Genomic DNA, 16,170 nt, shown 5'->3' on the forward strand with positions numbered 1-16,170 from the left:
ACTCTCGGTTGCTACGAAGGGAGCTTCGCCGGGGCGTGTACACGATCGATACAAAAAGCGAGACGGCACCGGAGGGGGTGCCGTCTCGCTGAGTGAGGATCAGGCGGAAGCAGGCTTCCCGTAGGAGGCTTCGGCGGCTTCCTGAAGGCGCGAAGCGAGCGCGGATTCCTGCGGCCGCGCGGAGAGCTCCCGCCACAACGCCAACGCGCGTTCCGAATAGGTCCGTGACCGCTCCGGCTGGCTCAGCGCCTCGTGCAGTTGCCCGAGCAGTTGCGACACCTCCGCCTCGGACCGGCGGTCCCCGTTGCGGCGGTGCACGCTCAGCGAATTGACCAGCAGCAGTTGCGCGTGGGCGAGATCGCCGCTGTGCAGATACAACTCGCCGAGGTTCTGGTTCGCGTACCCGACGCAGTGGTCGTCGCCGAGTTCGTTGAAGATCGCGATGGCCCGGTCGACCCGCTCCCGCGCGCCGGCGAGATTGCCCTGATGCTGCCGCAGCATCGCGAGCCGCTTCAACGCGTGCGCTTCCCGATGCCGGTCGCCGATGTTCGCCGACTGTTCGAGCGCCTCGGTGAACCAGTGTTCCGCGTCGGTGAACCGGCGCCGCGCCAGCCACACCGCGCCAATCGCGATCCGCGCGACGGCCTCGCCGTGCGGATCACCGGCCGCGGAGAACTGATCGAGCGCCGCGTGGCAGTGCTCCAGAGCGACGGTGTCCTCGCCCTTGATCCGCAGCACGGTGCCGAGCCCGGCCAGCGCGATCGCCGCGCCCCGCGCGTCGCCGATCTTGTCGAACAGCAGTTGCGACTGCTCGAACGCGACCAGCGCCTCGGCGTAGCTGTCCTGGTACAGCTGGATCTGGCCGAGGTTGCGCTGGATGATCGCCTCCCCGCGGATCTCGCCGGACCGGCGGGCGGCGGCCAGCGCCACGGCGTGCGTCTGCAGCCAGTCGTCCTGGTGGCCGCGCTGGTCGAAGTACGGCGCCAGCGCGGCGGTCAGACGCCAGGCCAGCGCGTCGAAGCCGAGGTCGGCGGCCAGCGCGACGGCGGCGACGCAGGTGTGCCGCTCGGCGGCGAACCACGCGGCCGGATCCTCGACCAGCCGTCCGGTTCCCCGCGGGAGCGCGGGCTGGTCGGCAGTGTCGTCCCGGTAGAGGCCGAAGAAGTGGATCGGCATCCGGTCCGCGGCCTCGACCGCGAGCGCGAGATAACCCTCCAGCACCCGTTTCGTGGCCTCGCGCGCCTTCTCCGGGACGTCCTGCGCACGCAGTTCGAGGGCGTAGCACCGCAACAGGTCGTGCAGGCGATAGCGGGGCTCGCCGGTGCCGTCCGAGCCGATGAGTTCGACCAGGTGGGCGTCCACCAGCACATCGAGGACGTCGTCGGCGTGCGCGCGGCCGAGCAGCGCCGCGACCACCCAGGCGGGGAACTGGACCGAGCCGAGCCCGCCGAGGCCGCGGAACGCGGTCGCCGCCGACATCGGCAGGAGGTCGTAGCTGAGCGTGACACTGGCGCGGACGGCCAGATCGCCGACCCGGAGTTCGTCGAGTCTTCGTCTCTCGTCCCGCAGCCTGTCCGCCAGGACACGCAGCGTCCAGCCCGGCCTGTTGGTCAGCTTCGCCCCGGCGACCCGGATCGCCAGCGGCAGGTACCCGCAGTGCCGGAGGATCGCGGCCGCGCAGTCCGGCTCCGCGGCGACCCTCTCGGTGCCGACGATGCCTTCGAGCAGCTTCGCGGCCTCGGCCTCGGGCAGGAGGTCGACGTCGAACGGGGTGGCCCCGGCCAGATCCGGCATCCGCACCCGGCTGGTGACCAGTACCGCGCAGGCACCGGCGCCGGGCAGGAGCGGCCGGACCTGTGCCGCGCTGCCCGCGTCGTCCAGGACCACGCACATGCGCATGCTCGCCAGCTTGGACCGCAGCAGCGCCGCGCGTTCGGGGAGATCACGCGGCAGCCCCGCGTCGGGGACCCCCAGCGCGCGGAGCAACTCCGCGAGCACGGTCATCGGGGGCCGGGGCGAGGACGACGTCCCGGCGAGGTCGACGTGCAGCTGACCGTCCGGGAAGTCCTCCCGGACCGCGTGCGCCACCCGGATCGCGACCGAGGACTTGCCGACCCCCGGCGCCCCCGAAAGCACCGCGATCGCGGGTTTTCCCTGATCGCGACGGTCACGGAAGAGGTCGGCGAGGGCGCCGACCACCCCGTCGCGGCCGGTGAAGTCCGGCAGGTCCAGCGGAAGCTGGCAGACCGGCGTCATCGGCCGGGTGAGGGCGGCGGCCACGGCGTCCGCGGTGACGGGGGGCGTCACGACCAGCGAGGCCCGCAGTTCCCGCAGCCGCGGCCCCGGTCCGGTGCCGAGCTCCTCGGCCAGCACCTTCTCGGCCGTTTCGTAGGCCTCGATGGCTTCGGCCGTGCGACCGTCGGCCCGCAGCGCCACGATCAGCTGCTGCCAGAGTTCTTCGCGCAGGGGATGCTCGGTGACCAGGCCGCGCAGTTCGGCGACGGCTTCGGCGGTGCGGCCGAGCTCGATCCTCGCCCGCAACCGCTGTTCCTGGACGGCGAGCCGTGATTCCGTCAGCCGGGCCACCGTCGCGCCCCAGCCGTGGTCGTGGGGGAGCCCTTCGAGGACCTCCCCGCGCCACAGCGCTTCGGCTTGATCCAGCAGGCCGAGGGCGGATTCGGCGTCCCCGTGGCCGAGCGCGTCCTGCGCGGCGGCGGCCAATTCGCCGAAGCGGACGTGGTCGATCTCCCCCGGGGTGGCTTTGAGGATGTAGCCGGACGCCCGGCTGCCGATGCGTTCCCCCAGTTCCGGATCGCGATCGGCGAGACGTTTGCGGAGCGAATGAACGTAGGTGCGGATGTTCGCCGCCGCCGAACGCGGAGCCGACGAAGGCCACAGGACCTCGATCAGCAGTTCGGTGGAGACGACGACGTTGGGTTGAAGCAGGAGAGCGGCGAGCAGCAGACGCGGTTTGGGGCCGCCGAGCGGCACCACCTGTCCGTCCACCGCCACTTCGAGCGGACCGAGAACGCGAAACCCGAGAATTGTCACCTAAACCGCCAATACGGCAGGAGCCCCATATCTGCCGATAATATTGCCGTCCCGCCATGGTGGCTAGATCCATTCGCATGCAAGTGCAGACAGTGGACGCGGTTTGTACGGGTCGTGTACGAGGCCGGTCGACGCTGCAGCCATGAAGCGTTCAAGTGTCCGGCGGCTCGCCGGTTTTTTCCTCGTGCTGGCGACGGCGGGTGCTTTCGGCCTGGCCGGCGCGACTCCCGCGCTGGCCGCGGCCACCGGGACCGTCAAGACGGCGGGTGATCCGCTGAACGTGCGCCGCGCCCCGAGCACCACCTCGACCGCGGTGCGCACGGTGGCCAACGGCGCCACGGTGACCATCGACTGCCAGACGATCGGGACCGAGGTCACCGGTCCCCTCGGCAAGACGACGTTGTGGGACTACGTCCCCGCGCTCGGCGGCTACATCTCCGACGGCTACGTCTACACCGGCTCCGACCAGCGGATCGCGCCCGACTGCGGGGTCGGCACCGGCAGTGCCGAATGCTCCACCGGCGTCTGCGCCGGTGAGGGCCAGTTCCGTTCATCGGATGCTCATTTCCTGGTCTACGACAAGGACGCCGACGGCAAGTCCGCCGTGGTCGCCTACTGGCTGAAGGGTGGCGCCGGCCCGTTCTACGTCTGGGCTTCCGGCGGTAACGGCACCCACGTCGACAAGGCCGTGCCGGTCGCGAAGGGCTCGTGGGTCTATTACAAGGTCTGCGTCGCCAACGCTTCCGCGAATCCGGCCCTCGAAGCGTGTAGCGCCGGCATCACCGATTACGCCGCGTGAAATCCCTCCCCGTTCTTTCCCCACTTCGAAAGGTTGAATTCTCATGGGTCAGGTGAACCGGCGGGCGGTACTCCTCGGTGGAGCCGCGGCGGTTTCGGCGGCTGCGTTGTCGTCGACGGTGCCTTCGTGGGCGAACGCGAGAACGCTGGCGGCGGCGCCCGCCATCCGCGACCCGTTCCAGCTCGGTGTCGCCTCGGGTGACCCCCTGCCGGACAGTGTCGTGCTGTGGACGCGTCTCGCTCCCGCCCCGCTGAACCCCGACGGCTTCGGCGGGATGCCGGACGCTTCGTACACAGTGGACTGGGAGATCGCGAACGACCAGGCGTTCTCCTCGGTCGTGCAGAAGGGCACCGCGACCGCGGCCCGCGCTTCCGGGCACAGCGTGCACATCGAGCCGGCCGGGCTCCAGGCGGGACGCGAGTACTTCTACCGCTTCAAGACCAGCGGCTACATCTCGCCGGTCGGCCGGACCAGGACGGCCCCCGCCGCCGGTGCGGTCGTGGACCAGCTGAAGTACTGCTTCTCCTCCTGCCAGCACTGGGAGGAGGGCTGGTACCACTCGTACAAGGGCATGCTCGCCGACGATCCGGATCTGGTGCTGTTCCTCGGCGACTACATGTACGAGAAGAAGTCCGGCCGCGTGGCCGCCGAACGGAATCCGCGCAAGCTGGCCTTCACCGACGAGGTGAAGACGCTGGCGCACTACCGCGCGCGGCACGCCCAGCACAAGACCGACGCCGACCTGCAGAACGCACACGCGATGGCGCCGTGGATCGTGGTCTTCGACGACCACGAGGTGATGAACAACTGGAACGGCTCCACCGCTCCGGCGACGGCGGAGCGCAAGACCGCTGGTTTCCAGGCGTTCTACGAGAACATGCCGATCCGCTCCACCGCCAAGCCGAGCGGCGCGGCGATCCGCCTGTACCGGCAGTTCGGCTGGGGCAACCTCGCCCGGTTCCACATGCTCGACACCCGTCAGTACCGCAACGCGCAGGTGCCAGACCCGTCCGGTTCGGCGGGGCCGTCGTGCACCGACATGCGGTCGACGTCGCGCAGCATCCTGGGCACGGCGCAGGAGGCTTGGCTGCTGAAGGCGCTGGAGACGCATCCGGCGAAGTGGGACTTCCTCGGTCAGCAGGTCTTCTTCGCCACCCGTGACGGCGACGGCAACAAGGCGACCTGTGAGAGCCCCGACTCCTGGCAGGGTTACGAGGCCTCTCGCGACCGGATCGCGAAGGGCATCGTGGACCGCAAGGTGCCGAACCCGATCGTGCTGACCGGCGACGTCCACCGGCACTGGGCGGCCGATCTGCGCCGCGACTACTTCAACCACAGCGACCCGGTGTTCGGTTCGGAACTGGTGACGACCTCGGTCACGAGCAACAGCGACACCGCGACCGATCCGTCGTCGACCTGGCTGTCGAACAACCCGCACGTCAAGTACTGCCGGGGAAAGCGTGGCTATGTCCGGGTGACGGCGTCGCAAACGCAGATGCGGGCGGACTTCATGACGGTTTCGGACACCACCGAGTACGACTTCTCGAAGGTGACCCTGGCCGCGGACCGCAGCTACGTCGTCGAAGCGGGTAAGCCGGGGCTGCAGAAGGTCTAACGGTTCGGCACTCTGGTCGCCCTGAAGTACGTGAAGGACCCCTTCATTGCGCTAGACGCAGTGATGGGGTCCTTCACGTACTTGGGGAAGGGCCTTCACGCATCGCGGTCGGGTGATCGCGCGACGAGCTGTTGCGAAAGCCACGTTCGCAACCTTCAACGTTGCGAACGTGGCTTTCGCAACACCGGGGATGGTGGCGTGCTGGGTCGGGGTGGTCGTGAGTGGCAAAGCGGGTTCTATTGAGGGGTAGGGCAACGGTGGCGTTGTGGCTGAACCCAAGGTGAGCGAGGGCGTGACTCGCGTGATCAGAGACGGATCTCGCGTGATCAGACGCCGAACTCCATGATCGCCGCCCGATCACGCGAGATCCGGCTTCAATCACGGGTGATCCGTCTCTGATCACGGGTGATCGCCGCCCGATCACACGTGAGCGCCCATCCCGCCTGAACACGACACGTTCGACCTCCCCTCAATAGAACACGAAATGCCACTCACGACCACCTGGACCGAGGTCGGCCTGGTCGGTGATCGCGCGACGAGCTAACCGTCCTTACCGCTCACGAGTCAGGACAGCAGGTCCACCAGTGCGTCACCGCGAGGCGTCCGGACCACGAGGACGACCTGACCCTCGCGGTGCCGCTGGATCAGACCGGCCGAGACCAACTGCTCACAGTGATAGGTCGCGGTGCTGGCCGCACAGGACAGGAGATTCGCGATCTCGCCCATACGCGCGGGTTTTCCCAAGTGCCGCAACAGTTTCGCGCGATGGGCGCCGACCACCAGGTCGAGTCCGTCGACGCCGGGGGGTGTTTCGGGCTTGCCGTTCTCGAGCAGGCCGTCCAGTCCCGGCAGCGGGTAGCCGATCCAGATGGTGTCCTCTTCGTCGAAGTTGGACACCACAGACCGGCAGCCGGCGAGCATCGGGACGAGGATCAGCTTGCGGCCACGGGCGGTGTACCGCGCCGGTTCGGCGTCGGGCAGCAGCAGGGAGCCGTTGCTGAACCGGAAATGGGGCCGCAGCAGGCCGAGTACCGCGTCGGTCCCGCCGCGGACGGAGGCGACGCCGATGCGTTCGATCTCGCGGTCGAGCAGGGGACGGGCCTTGGTCCACAGGTTTTCGGTCGCCAGCCGGGTCGCGGTGAAGGCGTCCGCGAGCGAGGCGACCCAGCGTCTCGGATGGTCGGCGGCCTGCCGCCACTGCGCGGGCAACCGATCGCCGAAGACCTCTTCCAGGCCCTTGTGGACGTCGGCTTCGGTCAGGTCGCGCAGCATTTCCGTCTGCGCGGCGGCCGCGGCGTCCTCGGTGGGACTGATCGGCACGATGAAGTCCGGCTGGACGGAGGTCCCCCGTCGGGCGAGCGCGCTCGCGGCGCGGTAACCCTGCTCGGGGATCGCCGAGCCCACCTGACGGCGCCAGGGGGCGGGCAGGCCGCGGTCGTACCCGCCGACGACCTCGACGAGCATCGAAACCAGCGAGATGTGCGGGGAAACCGTCACACCTACCGAGATCGTGCTGGTGTCACCGAGTTCGAGCCGGGTATAAGAAGCCTGGGGTGGCGTCTCGCGCATCCGGTCGTCCCTCCTGGGAGTGGGCGTCGCAGCACGCGATGTTAGCGCCTCAGGTCAATACCCTGCACCGCCCGGGAAAAGCGAGTTGCTCATTCATGATGAGGAACGCACCGAGACCGTGGAAATCGTTGGTGTTGCGCTTACGCGCGTAGTAATACGCGGTGTCACCGACGTTAGTGCCCTCGGAGATGTTTTTGATATCCGCCAATCCATCGGCACCGGCCGAGATCTGGGACAGGACCCCGCGGTGGCCCTTAGCGGCGACGGGCCGGTATTCAGGGCCGATATGGCCGCGTTCGACGCCGCGCGAGAGCAGGAAGGTGTACATCGCCGACGCCGAGGTCTCCAGCCAGTTGTCCTGGTCGCCACCCCGGTCGACGATCTGGAACCAGCGGCCCGAGGCCCGGTCCTGCCACCGGGTGTAACCGGCCGCGAGGAACTTGACGACCTCGACGAGGCGTTTCCGGCGCGGATGGCCGCCGGGCAGGATCTCGAGGAGGTCGATCGCCGTCATCCCGAGCCAGCCGATCGCGCGGGCCCAGTGGAATTTCGAATGCCGCCCGTCGCCCGAAGCCCACGGTTCCGAGCCGTCTTCGTCGTAGGCGTGGTAGAGCAGGCCCGTGGCGGGCTCCTTGAGCCTGTCGAAGTAGACGATGACGTTCTTCGCGGCCTCTTCGTAGCAGTAGCCGGGATCGCCGAAGGTCTTGCCGTACAGCGCCAGGAACGGCTGCGCCATGTAGACGCCGTCCGCCCACAACTGCCCGGTCTTGCTCGTGGCGTGGAACATCCCGCCGTCGGACGTCCGGGGATAGGACGGGAACCGCGCGCGCAGCTGTTCCGCCGCGGTCTTGTACTTCGCTTGCCCGGTTTCGGTGTACAGCAAGGGGAACATCTGCCCGGAGCGCATCGCGTCCAGGTTGGTGAAGCCGCCTGCGATCCCGCTTTCGGTGACGAACCGGTCGTACCAGGCGAGGATGTAGTCGAGGTAGCGCCGCTCGCCGGTGCGCCGGTACACGAGGTACTGGCCGTAGAGGTAAAGACCGCGGGTGTAGCCCCAGCCGCCGAGGGTGGCCGGGGTGAAGCGCTTCATCGTCGAGTCGACGACCGCCCGGGACCAGTCGACCGGAGCCGCGCTCGCCGTGCCGGGCAGGGCCAGCGCGCCGAGGGCGCCCGCGGTCCCGGCGAGCATCGTGCGCCGCGTCAGCCGGGCCGTGCGAAGAGGATCCGGGGACATGCGAGGCCCTTCCTGCGCGGGGACACCGGCTGAACTTTCCTTGCAGGACAACGTCTACCCGCCTTTTCGGTGGCGAGTCAACGGCCGTTCCCGCTGCCCGGGACGGTCCCGGTGGGCGGCACTCTCCGCGAGGCCGCCCGCTCGCCTACGATCGGTACGTGAACGAGCTGACCTTCCGCGGCCGCCGCGTCGCCCGGGACCGGGCCCTGGTCATGGCGATCGTCAACCGCACCCCTGATTCCTTCTACGACAAGGGCGCGACCTTCGCCGACCCGGACGCGCTCGCCGCCGTCGCGCGGGCGGTGGAGGAGGGGGCGGATATCGTCGACATCGGCGGGGTGAAGGCCGGTCCCGGTGCCGAGGTCGACGTCGAGGAAGAGATCCGGCGGGTGGTCCCGTTCGTCGAGCGGATCCGCGAACTGCACCCCGACCTGGTGATCAGCGTCGACACCTGGCGCCACGAGGTGGGCAGGCGCGCGGCCGAGGCGGGCGCGGACCTGATCAACGACACCTGGGCGGGAGCCGATCCGAAGCTGGCCGAGGTCGCGGCGGAGTTCGGCACCGGGTACGTCTGCTCGCACACCGGGAACGCCGTCCCGCGCACCCGTCCGTTCCGGGTGCGCTATCCGGACATCGTCGCCCAGGTCGTCGCGGAGACGACGGCCCTCGCCGAAGCGGTCGTCGCGCTCGGTGTCCCGCGTGAGGGGGTGCTGATCGACCCGACCCACGACTTCGGAAAGAACACCTGGCACAGCCTGGCGCTGCTGCGGCACGCGCGGGAACTGGCCGACACCGGCTGGCCGGTGCTGATGGCACTGTCCAATAAGGACTTCGTCGGGGAGACGCTCGGCGTGGAACTCGCGGAGCGGGTCGACGGCACCCTCGCCGCGACGGCCTGGGCGGTGGCCGAGGGCGCGAAGGTGTTCCGGGTGCACGAGGTCAAGCGCACCCGGCGGGTGGTGGAGATGGTCGCGTCGATCCAGGGATCGCGCCCGCCCGCCCGCGCGATCCGCGGCTTGGCCTAGACGTCCATCGGGATCACGGCCGAAACCGTGCTGCCGGTACCGGGCTCGCCGAGGACGGTGAGCTCACCGCCGAGCGCGCGGACACGGTCGCGCAGGCCGTGCAGCCCGGAGCCGCCGTCGATGTCGGCCTCGCCGGTGCCGTCGTCGTGGACGTCCACCCGCAGGCCGTCCTCCTCGACGCCGATGCGCACGCGGACCTCCCGCGCCTGCGCGTGTTTCAGCGCGTTGGTGACAGCTTCCGAGACGACGAAGTAGGCCGTCGCCTCCACGGGGCCGCTGAACCGGGGCACGTCCGCCTCCGCGAGGTCGACCGCGAGCGGGATCCGGTCCAGCAGCGACCGGACCGCGGGGATCAGCCCGGCCTCGGTGAGGATCGGGGGCCGGAGCCCGCGCGCGAGTTCGCGCAGTTCGGTGACGGTGGCCTGCAACTCGTCGATGGTGCCTTTCAGCAGGGCCGCGACGGCCGGGGTCAGGTCGTCGCCGAGCCGGCGTTCGGCCATGCGCAGCAGCAGGACGATGCTCACCAGGCGTTGCTGCGCCCCGTCGTGCAGATCCCGTTCGACGCGCCTCCGCTCGTCGTCGGCGGCGGCCACGATGCGGGCGCGGGACGCCTGGACCTCGACGAGGCGTTCCTCCAGTTCCGCGGCGAGGCGCTGGTTGTCCAGCACCAGCCCGGCGGCGGCGTTGAGCGCGTCGATCGACCGGCTGTCCTTCCACACCTCGTCGTCCTGCACGAGCGCGGCCAGCCCCGAGCCGTCGCGTTCCAGCAGGAGCCGGATCATCTCCGCGTTGCCGACCCGGGCCCGCAGCACGCCGATCAGGAACGCCAGCGGCCACAGGCAGAACGAGATCCGGTACACGTCCAGCAGCGGTTCGGAGACCGGATGCCCGGAGCCGAGCGCGCTGCCGACCGTGGTGCTCACCGCGCCGATCACGGCGATCGCGACGACCGGGGAGAGCAGCCGCCGCTGCGGAAGCCGTCCGGCGAGCCAGCGGTAGAGCAGCACCACGACGACGCCGCCGCCGATCAGCGCGCCGACCAGTTCGAGCAGCCGTTTGACCAGCTGTTCGGCCTCCGGGGAGGCCGCGATCGCGGCGAGGTTCTTCGGATCGTCGTTGACCAGCAGGCCGAGCACCGCCGAGCCGAAGACCACGGCGTACGCGGAGAGGGCGAGGACACGCTCCCAGCGGGACCGGAGTTTCCCGTGCGGGAAGGCGAGCACGAGATGCGCGATCACCGGGCTGGACGCGGCGGTCAGCGCCAGGCCGACGGTGTGCGCGAGGGGGTCCCCGGCGAACTGCAGGTCCTCGGCGAACAGCGCGAGCCCGGCCAGCGCGATCAGCAGGCCGATGGGGTTCGAGGCGCGGCGCACGTGCGCGACGGCGCCGGCGAGCAGGAAGAGGAACCCGGTCGTCGTCGACAGGGTGGTGTCGAGCACGGTGTGCGTGCCGTCGGCGATCTTGAGCGTCGTCGCCAGTACGCCCAGCCCGATGCCGGCCGTCAGGACGCCCGCCATCGCGACGGTCCGAGGGTGCTTCACCACTAAGCGTGATTCGCCCGTTCGGCCCGGACCGTTACACCGGGAGGACGCCCGATCGGGGGAGGCGCCATCGGGACGCCCGTCCTGACATGTGGAACAACAGTTCCGCCTGGTGTCAAGGTTTCTCAGGATGTTTCCCGTCATCCGGATGGCGATGCAGGCACGTGGGTGAACATGCGACTCTCGCGGCCACCACCCAGGCTGAGTCTTATCCCCCGAAAGGCGTCCCCCGTGAGCACCCACCACAGAACCCGCTTGCTGGCCGCGGCCTTCGCCGCCTTGACCCTGGCCGGTGGGATCGCGGGGTGTTCACGCGCGGAGAACGCCGCGGCGCCACCGGAGCAGAAGAGCCAGGGCGCCGCGGGCGAGGTGCGCGTCGGGTACTTCCCGAACGTGACGCACGCGCCCGCGCTGATCGGGGTCAAGAACGGCTTCTTCGCCAAGGAGCTCGGCTCGACGAAGCTCACCACCCAGACGTTCAACGCGGGACCCGAAGAGGTCAACGCGCTGCTCGGCAACTCGCTCGACATCGCCTTCATCGGCTCCGGACCGGCGATCAACGCCTTCACCAAGTCCAAGGGCGCCATCCAGCTCGTCTCCGGTGCGGTCACCGGCGGCGCGCAGCTGGTGGTGAAGCCCGAGATCACCACGCCCGAGCAGCTCACCGGCAAGAACATCGCGACGCCGTCGCTGGCCAACACCCAGGACGTCGCGCTCAAGAAGTTCATCGCCGAGAAGAAGCTGCCCGACGTCAAGATCACCAACCTCGACAACCCCAAGACCTTCGACGCCTTCAAGAAGGGCGAGCTCGACGGCGGCTGGCTGCCGGAGCCGTGGTCCTCGCGGCTGGTGCTGGACGCGGGCGCGAAGGTCCTGCTGGACGAGAAGACCCTGTGGCCGGAAGGCAAGTTCCCGACCACGGTCGTGATCGTCCGCAGCGAATTCCTGCAGCAGCACCCGGAGACCGTCACCGCCATCCTCAAGGGTGAACTCGCCGCCATCGACTGGGCGAAGACCAACCCCGCCGAGGCGAAGAAGGTGGTCAACGGAGAACTCAAGGCACTCGCGGGCAGCACGCTGAACGAAGCCGTCCTCGACCGCGCGTTCTCCGGTATCGAACTCGGCATCGACCCCGTGGCGTCGACCTTCACCCAGCTCGCGAAGGACTCGGTGACCGCGGGCGTGGTGAAGTCCGCGGTGGACCTCAAGGGGTTCGCCGATTTCGGCCCGCTCAACGCCGTGCTCAAGGAGCAGGGCAAGCCCGGCGTGGACGCGCCCGGGCTGACGAAGTGACCGGAGGGGATCAGCGATGACGACCACCTTGGAGCCTGGCCTGTCCACCGGTGTCGCCGTGCGCCTGGACGGTGTCCGGAAGGCGTTCGGCCCGACCGGCCGCGCCGTCGTGGCCCTCGACGGAATGGACCTGACGGTCGCACCCGGCGAGTTCGTCTGCCTGCTCGGCGCGTCCGGCTGCGGCAAGAGCACGCTGCTGAACCTGGTCGCCGGTCTCGACCAGCCGACGTCCGGCTCGATCACGCTCGAAACCTCCCGGCCCGCGGTGATGTTCCAGGAAGCCGCGCTGATGCCGTGGCTGACCGCGGCCCGCAATGTGGAACTTCCGCTGCGCCTGGCCGGTTTCGGCCGGAGCGAGCGCCGCGAGAAGGCGGCCGAACTGCTCGAACTCGTCCGCCTCGGCGGCGCGGGCGACAAGCGGCCGCACGAACTGTCCGGCGGGATGCGGCAGCGCGTCGCGCTCGCCAGGGCGCTGGCCGCGACCCTGCGCGTCGGCGGTGACCCGGAGCAGTCGCTGCTGCTGATGGACGAGCCGTTCGCCGCGCTCGACGCCATCACCCGCGACGTCCTGCAGGGCGAACTGCTGCGCGTCTACCGCAGCACCGGCACTTCGGTGCTGTTCGTGACCCACGACGTCCGCGAGGCCGTCCGGCTCGGCCAGCGGGTCGTGCTGCTCTCGTCGCGGCCGGGCCGGGTCGTGCGGGAATGGCGCGACGTCCAGGCCTCCGACGCCGAGGAGTTGACGCTGGAGATCACCGGTCACCTCCGGGAGGTGATCAGTACCCATGCCGCGGCTTGACCGCCCCGACGCTGAAGTGACCGCGGCGGAGGAGGCCGACGAAGCCGTCGGCGCGGGGCTCGACTCGCTCGACACGCCCACCGGCGAACGCCGGGAGAGCCGGGGGAAGCGGTTCCTGCGCGGGTTCGTGCCGCCGCTGCTCTTCCTGGTCCTGCTGGTCGTGGTGTGGCAGATTCTTTGGGCCGCCGCGTTCTGGCCCGAGACGATGCTGCCCTCGCCGCTCGCGGTGTGGGACGAACTCGTCGACATCACGAGTACCGGCGAGATCTTCGAGTTCGTCTGGACGTCGGTGCACCGCGCCGCGCTGGGCTTCCTCATCGGCGTGGTCATCGGGACCCCGCTCGGCCTGCTGGTGGCGAAGGTCCGGCTGGTCCGCGCCGCTGTCGGGCCGTTCCTGACCGGGCTGCAAAGCCTTCCGTCGGTGGCCTGGGTGCCGGCGGCGATCCTGTGGTTCGGGCTGAACGACGCTTCGATCTACTTCGTCGTCCTGCTGGGTTCGGTCCCTTCGATCGCGAACGGCCTCGTCTCGGGCATCGACCAGATCCCGCCGATGCTGCCGCGGGTCGGGCAGGTGATGGGGGCGAGCAGGCTGTCCGCTGCCCGGCACATCCTGCTGCCCGCCGCGCTGCCCGGTTTCCTGGCCGGGCTCAAGCAGGGCTGGGCGTTCTCGTGGCGTTCGCTGATGGCCGCCGAGCTGATCGCGTTGTCCCCGGCGCTGGGCAAGGGGCTCGGCGCGTATCTCAACGAGGGCTCGTCGTTCAACAGCATGGAAGGCGTGATCTCGGCGATCTTCCTGATCCTGCTGGTCGGCGTCGGAATCGAGTTGCTGGTGTTCCGCCCGCTGGAACGTTCGGTCCTGCGTGCCCGTGGTCTCACGGCGTCCCTTTAGGACTTTGGCCAGGCTAGCCTTACCCGCATGTCCGATTTCGGTGTGCGGGTCAAGGCGATCCTGACCGCGCTGATGATGTCCTTGCTGGTGGCCGGATGCGGGTCCTCGCCGTCCGTCGACGAGACCCTGGTCCCGCCGGAGGCGCGAGGCACCTTCCCGGTGACCGTCGAGCACAAATACGGTTCGACCACAGTGGAGAAGCAGCCGTCGCGGATCGTCACGCTCGGCCTGTCCGATCACGACGCGGTGCTGGCGCTGGGGATCCGGCCGGTCGGCGCCGTCGACTGGTTCAAGGAACGGCCGTACGGGAAGTGGCCGTGGACCCAGGCGCTCTGGGGTGACAAGCAGCCGGAGATCGTCGGCGAGCGCGACGACTACAACCTCGAGAAGATCGCCGCGCTCAAGCCGGAGCTGATCCTCGCCCAGTACAGCGGCATGAAGAAGGAGCAGTACGACAAGCTCTCGCAGATCGCCCCCGTCGTCGCGCAGCCGCCGAAGTACGAGGACTACGCGGCGCCGTGGCAGGAGATGACCCGGATGGTGGGGCGCGCGCTGGGGCTCGCGCAGAAGGCCGAAGACCTGATCAAGGGAATCGACGCGCGGTTCGCCGAGGCGCGGGCGGAGCACCCCGAGTTCGCGAAGCTGTCGATGGTCGTCGCCGACACCTTCGAGGCGGGCAAGTTCTCGGCGTTCACCACGACCGACCCGAAGATGATCTTCATGACCGAGCTGGGCTTCCGGCCCTTCGACCCGATCAAGGCGGAGAGCGACCCGGCGAAGAACGTCGTCGAGGTCACCTCGGAACGGTTCGACCTGTTCGACGCGGATCGCCTGGTGTGGCTGAACTCCGACACCGGCGCGGAGGCCAGGGTCCGGGCGGATCCGGTGTACGGGAAGCTGAAGGTCTCGGCCGGAAAGCGGGATCTGTTCATCACCTACGACAATCCGCCGGTGGGGGCCGCGATCTCGTTCAACACGGTGCTGAGCGTCCCTTACGCGATCGAGCAGCTGGTGCCGAAGCTCGCGGCGGTTCCGGCGACCTGAGGTCAGGGCACTCTCTCGCTCATGGCCCACCCGACCGACCCGTGACCCACACGTCGAGCGCGGCCGAGCATGTCGCGAAAGCCACTTTCGCGACATCTGACGTCCCGAAAGTGGCTTTCGCGACACAGCCGCCCGCCAGTCGCGAGAAGACCCAGACGCACCCAGAATTCCGTAGGTAGCTAAGAAACCTTTGGCTCGCCGGTCAGAGCGTCGGTCCGGTCGGGTGATCGCACGAGGTGCTGTTGCGAAAGCCAGGTCCAGTCCGTTTCGGGGTCCTGTGAGTTCACCTTCCGTGCCTGGCTTACCTACGACACCGTAAGTTACGGTGTCGTAGGTGGGCGTTTTCCGTACCCCGGAAGGACAAAACGCATGACGACGGTTCCCGAAAGCACCCGGCTGATGCTCGAACTCGAGGGGACGGTCGAGGAGAACCTCAACCGGCATCTCGGGGTCGCCAAGGAATGGATGCCGCACGAGTACGTGCCGTGGAGCGAGGGCAAGAACTTCGCTGAACTGGGCGGCGAGCCCTGGGATCCCGAGCAGTCGCGGGTGTCGCCGATCGCGCGGACCTCGCTGGAGGTCAACCTCCTCACCGAGGACAACCTGCCGAGCTACCACCGCGAGATCGAGCGGGCCTTCGGCCGCGACGGCGCGTGGGGCACGTGGGTGCACCGCTGGACCGCGGAAGAAGGCCGTCACGGCATCTGCATCCGTGACTACCTGCTGGTGACGCGCGCGGTGGACCCGGTCGAGCTGGAGCGGGCCCGGATGCAGACCATGCAGGCCGGGTACGACAGCGGCGACAAGGCACTGCTGAACGTCTTCGCGTACGTGTCGTTCCAGGAACTCGCGACGCGGCTTTCGCACCGCAACACCGGGAAGTACACGCAGGACCCGTTGTGCGAGAAGCTGCTCGCGCGGGTGGCGATGGACGAGAACCTGCACATGATCTTCTACCGGAACCTGGTGCAGGCGTCGCTGCAGCTTTCACCCGACGCGATGATGCGGGCGATCACCGACGAGGTCGTCCAGTTCCAGATGCCGGGCGCGGTGATCCCGAGCTTCGTGCGGAAGGCCGCGCTGATCGCGAAGGCGGGTATCTACGACCTGCGGATCCATCACGACGAGGTGATCTGGCCGCTGCTGCGGCAGTGGAAGGTCTTCGAGCTGGAAGGGCTCGGCGAGGTGGGGGAGAAGGCGCGGGACGAACTCGACCAGTTCCTCAAGGGCCTCGACACCCAGGCGTCGCGTTTCGAGGAGCGCCGGGCGGCCGCCGCGGCCCGCGCCGCCGCAAAAGCGTGATTCGCGTGC

General features: G+C 69.1%; 12 protein-coding genes. 8 read left to right on the forward strand and 4 right to left on the reverse strand.

Annotated elements, in window-relative coordinates:
* Positions 1 to 99 precede the first annotated feature (99 nt).
* Positions 100 to 3,051 (reverse strand): AfsR/SARP family transcriptional regulator, encoded by a 2,952-nt coding sequence (locus BKN51_RS42710; protein ID WP_101612961.1) that lies wholly within the window; start codon positions 3,049 to 3,051, stop codon positions 100 to 102.
* A gap of 142 nt (positions 3,052 to 3,193) precedes the next feature.
* On the opposite strand from BKN51_RS42710, the gene BKN51_RS42715 reads away from it, so the two are divergent.
* Positions 3,194 to 3,850: a hypothetical protein gene (locus BKN51_RS42715; RefSeq protein ID WP_101612962.1), complete on the forward strand. Its 657-nt coding sequence runs from the start codon at positions 3,194 to 3,196 to the stop codon at positions 3,848 to 3,850.
* A gap of 43 nt (positions 3,851 to 3,893) precedes the next feature.
* Entirely contained in the window at positions 3,894 to 5,465 is a 1,572-nt protein-coding gene (locus tag BKN51_RS42720) for an alkaline phosphatase D family protein (protein WP_101612963.1), read from the forward strand.
* A 564-nt stretch (positions 5,466 to 6,029) separates the two neighbouring features.
* On the opposite strand, the gene BKN51_RS42725 is transcribed toward BKN51_RS42720, so the two are convergent.
* Positions 6,030 to 7,034 carry a winged helix-turn-helix domain-containing protein gene (locus BKN51_RS42725; RefSeq protein ID WP_101612964.1) on the reverse strand — a complete coding sequence of 335 codons (1,005 nt, stop codon included), beginning with the start codon at positions 7,032 to 7,034 and terminating at the stop codon, positions 6,030 to 6,032.
* Between the two features lie 49 nt (positions 7,035 to 7,083).
* A complete protein-coding gene (locus BKN51_RS42730; RefSeq protein WP_101612965.1) occupies positions 7,084 to 8,268 on the reverse strand; it encodes a glycoside hydrolase family 88/105 protein in 1,185 nt (394 codons plus the stop codon).
* Between the two features lie 158 nt (positions 8,269 to 8,426).
* Here BKN51_RS42730 and folP point away from each other — a divergent pair, with 158 nt between their 5' ends.
* Positions 8,427 to 9,293: a dihydropteroate synthase gene (gene folP, locus BKN51_RS42735; RefSeq protein ID WP_101612966.1), complete on the forward strand. Its 867-nt coding sequence runs from the start codon at positions 8,427 to 8,429 to the stop codon at positions 9,291 to 9,293.
* On the opposite strand, the gene BKN51_RS42740 is transcribed toward folP, so the two are convergent.
* Complete coding sequence (locus BKN51_RS42740) at positions 9,290 to 10,810, reverse strand: sensor histidine kinase (protein WP_101613824.1); 1,521 nt, start codon at positions 10,808 to 10,810, stop codon at positions 9,290 to 9,292. The genes folP and BKN51_RS42740 overlap by 4 nt on opposite strands.
* A gap of 255 nt (positions 10,811 to 11,065) precedes the next feature.
* Between BKN51_RS42740 and BKN51_RS42745 the strand changes: the two genes are divergently transcribed.
* From BKN51_RS42745 to BKN51_RS42765, 5 genes are all read left to right on the forward strand, one after another.
* Positions 11,066 to 12,127 (forward strand): ABC transporter substrate-binding protein, encoded by a 1,062-nt coding sequence (locus tag BKN51_RS42745; RefSeq protein WP_101612967.1) that lies wholly within the window; start codon positions 11,066 to 11,068, stop codon positions 12,125 to 12,127.
* Between the two features lie 16 nt (positions 12,128 to 12,143).
* Positions 12,144 to 12,926 carry an ABC transporter ATP-binding protein gene (locus BKN51_RS42750; RefSeq protein WP_101612968.1) on the forward strand — a complete coding sequence of 261 codons (783 nt, stop codon included), beginning with the start codon at positions 12,144 to 12,146 and terminating at the stop codon, positions 12,924 to 12,926.
* Positions 12,913 to 13,815, forward strand: coding sequence for an ABC transporter permease (locus BKN51_RS42755; protein ID WP_101612969.1), 903 nt, complete (start codon positions 12,913 to 12,915; stop codon positions 13,813 to 13,815). Before BKN51_RS42750 ends, BKN51_RS42755 begins: the two co-directional genes overlap by 14 nt.
* Before the next feature lie 27 nt (positions 13,816 to 13,842).
* Positions 13,843 to 14,859 carry an iron-siderophore ABC transporter substrate-binding protein gene (locus BKN51_RS42760; protein ID WP_101612970.1) on the forward strand — a complete coding sequence of 339 codons (1,017 nt, stop codon included), beginning with the start codon at positions 13,843 to 13,845 and terminating at the stop codon, positions 14,857 to 14,859.
* 369 nt (positions 14,860 to 15,228) lie between these two features.
* Positions 15,229 to 16,161 carry an acyl-ACP desaturase gene (locus BKN51_RS42765; RefSeq protein ID WP_101612971.1) on the forward strand — a complete coding sequence of 311 codons (933 nt, stop codon included), beginning with the start codon at positions 15,229 to 15,231 and terminating at the stop codon, positions 16,159 to 16,161.
* Positions 16,162 to 16,170 lie beyond the last annotated feature (9 nt).

This window comes from Amycolatopsis sp. BJA-103, assembly GCF_002849735.1.
Taxonomy (GTDB): Bacteria; Actinomycetota; Actinomycetes; order Mycobacteriales; family Pseudonocardiaceae; genus Amycolatopsis.

What these genes read in the sequence shown, in the direction of transcription:
- BKN51_RS42725 (WP_101612964.1), bottom strand. Translation starts at nt 7,034, where the DNA reads ATGCGCGAGACGCCACCCCAGGCTTCTTATACCCGGCTCGAACTCGGT.
- BKN51_RS42755 (WP_101612969.1), top strand. Translation starts at nt 12,913, where the DNA reads ATGCCGCGGCTTGACCGCCCCGACGCTGAAGTGACCGCGGCGGAGGAG.
- BKN51_RS42720 (WP_101612963.1), top strand. Translation starts at nt 3,894, where the DNA reads ATGGGTCAGGTGAACCGGCGGGCGGTACTCCTCGGTGGAGCCGCGGCG.
- BKN51_RS42765 (WP_101612971.1), top strand. Translation starts at nt 15,229, where the DNA reads ATGACGACGGTTCCCGAAAGCACCCGGCTGATGCTCGAACTCGAGGGG.
- BKN51_RS42740 (WP_101613824.1), bottom strand. Translation starts at nt 10,810, where the DNA reads ATGGCGGGCGTCCTGACGGCCGGCATCGGGCTGGGCGTACTGGCGACG.
- BKN51_RS42715 (WP_101612962.1), top strand. Translation starts at nt 3,194, where the DNA reads ATGAAGCGTTCAAGTGTCCGGCGGCTCGCCGGTTTTTTCCTCGTGCTG.
- BKN51_RS42730 (WP_101612965.1), bottom strand. Translation starts at nt 8,268, where the DNA reads ATGTCCCCGGATCCTCTTCGCACGGCCCGGCTGACGCGGCGCACGATG.
- BKN51_RS42760 (WP_101612970.1), top strand. Translation starts at nt 13,843, where the DNA reads ATGTCCGATTTCGGTGTGCGGGTCAAGGCGATCCTGACCGCGCTGATG.
- BKN51_RS42750 (WP_101612968.1), top strand. Translation starts at nt 12,144, where the DNA reads ATGACGACCACCTTGGAGCCTGGCCTGTCCACCGGTGTCGCCGTGCGC.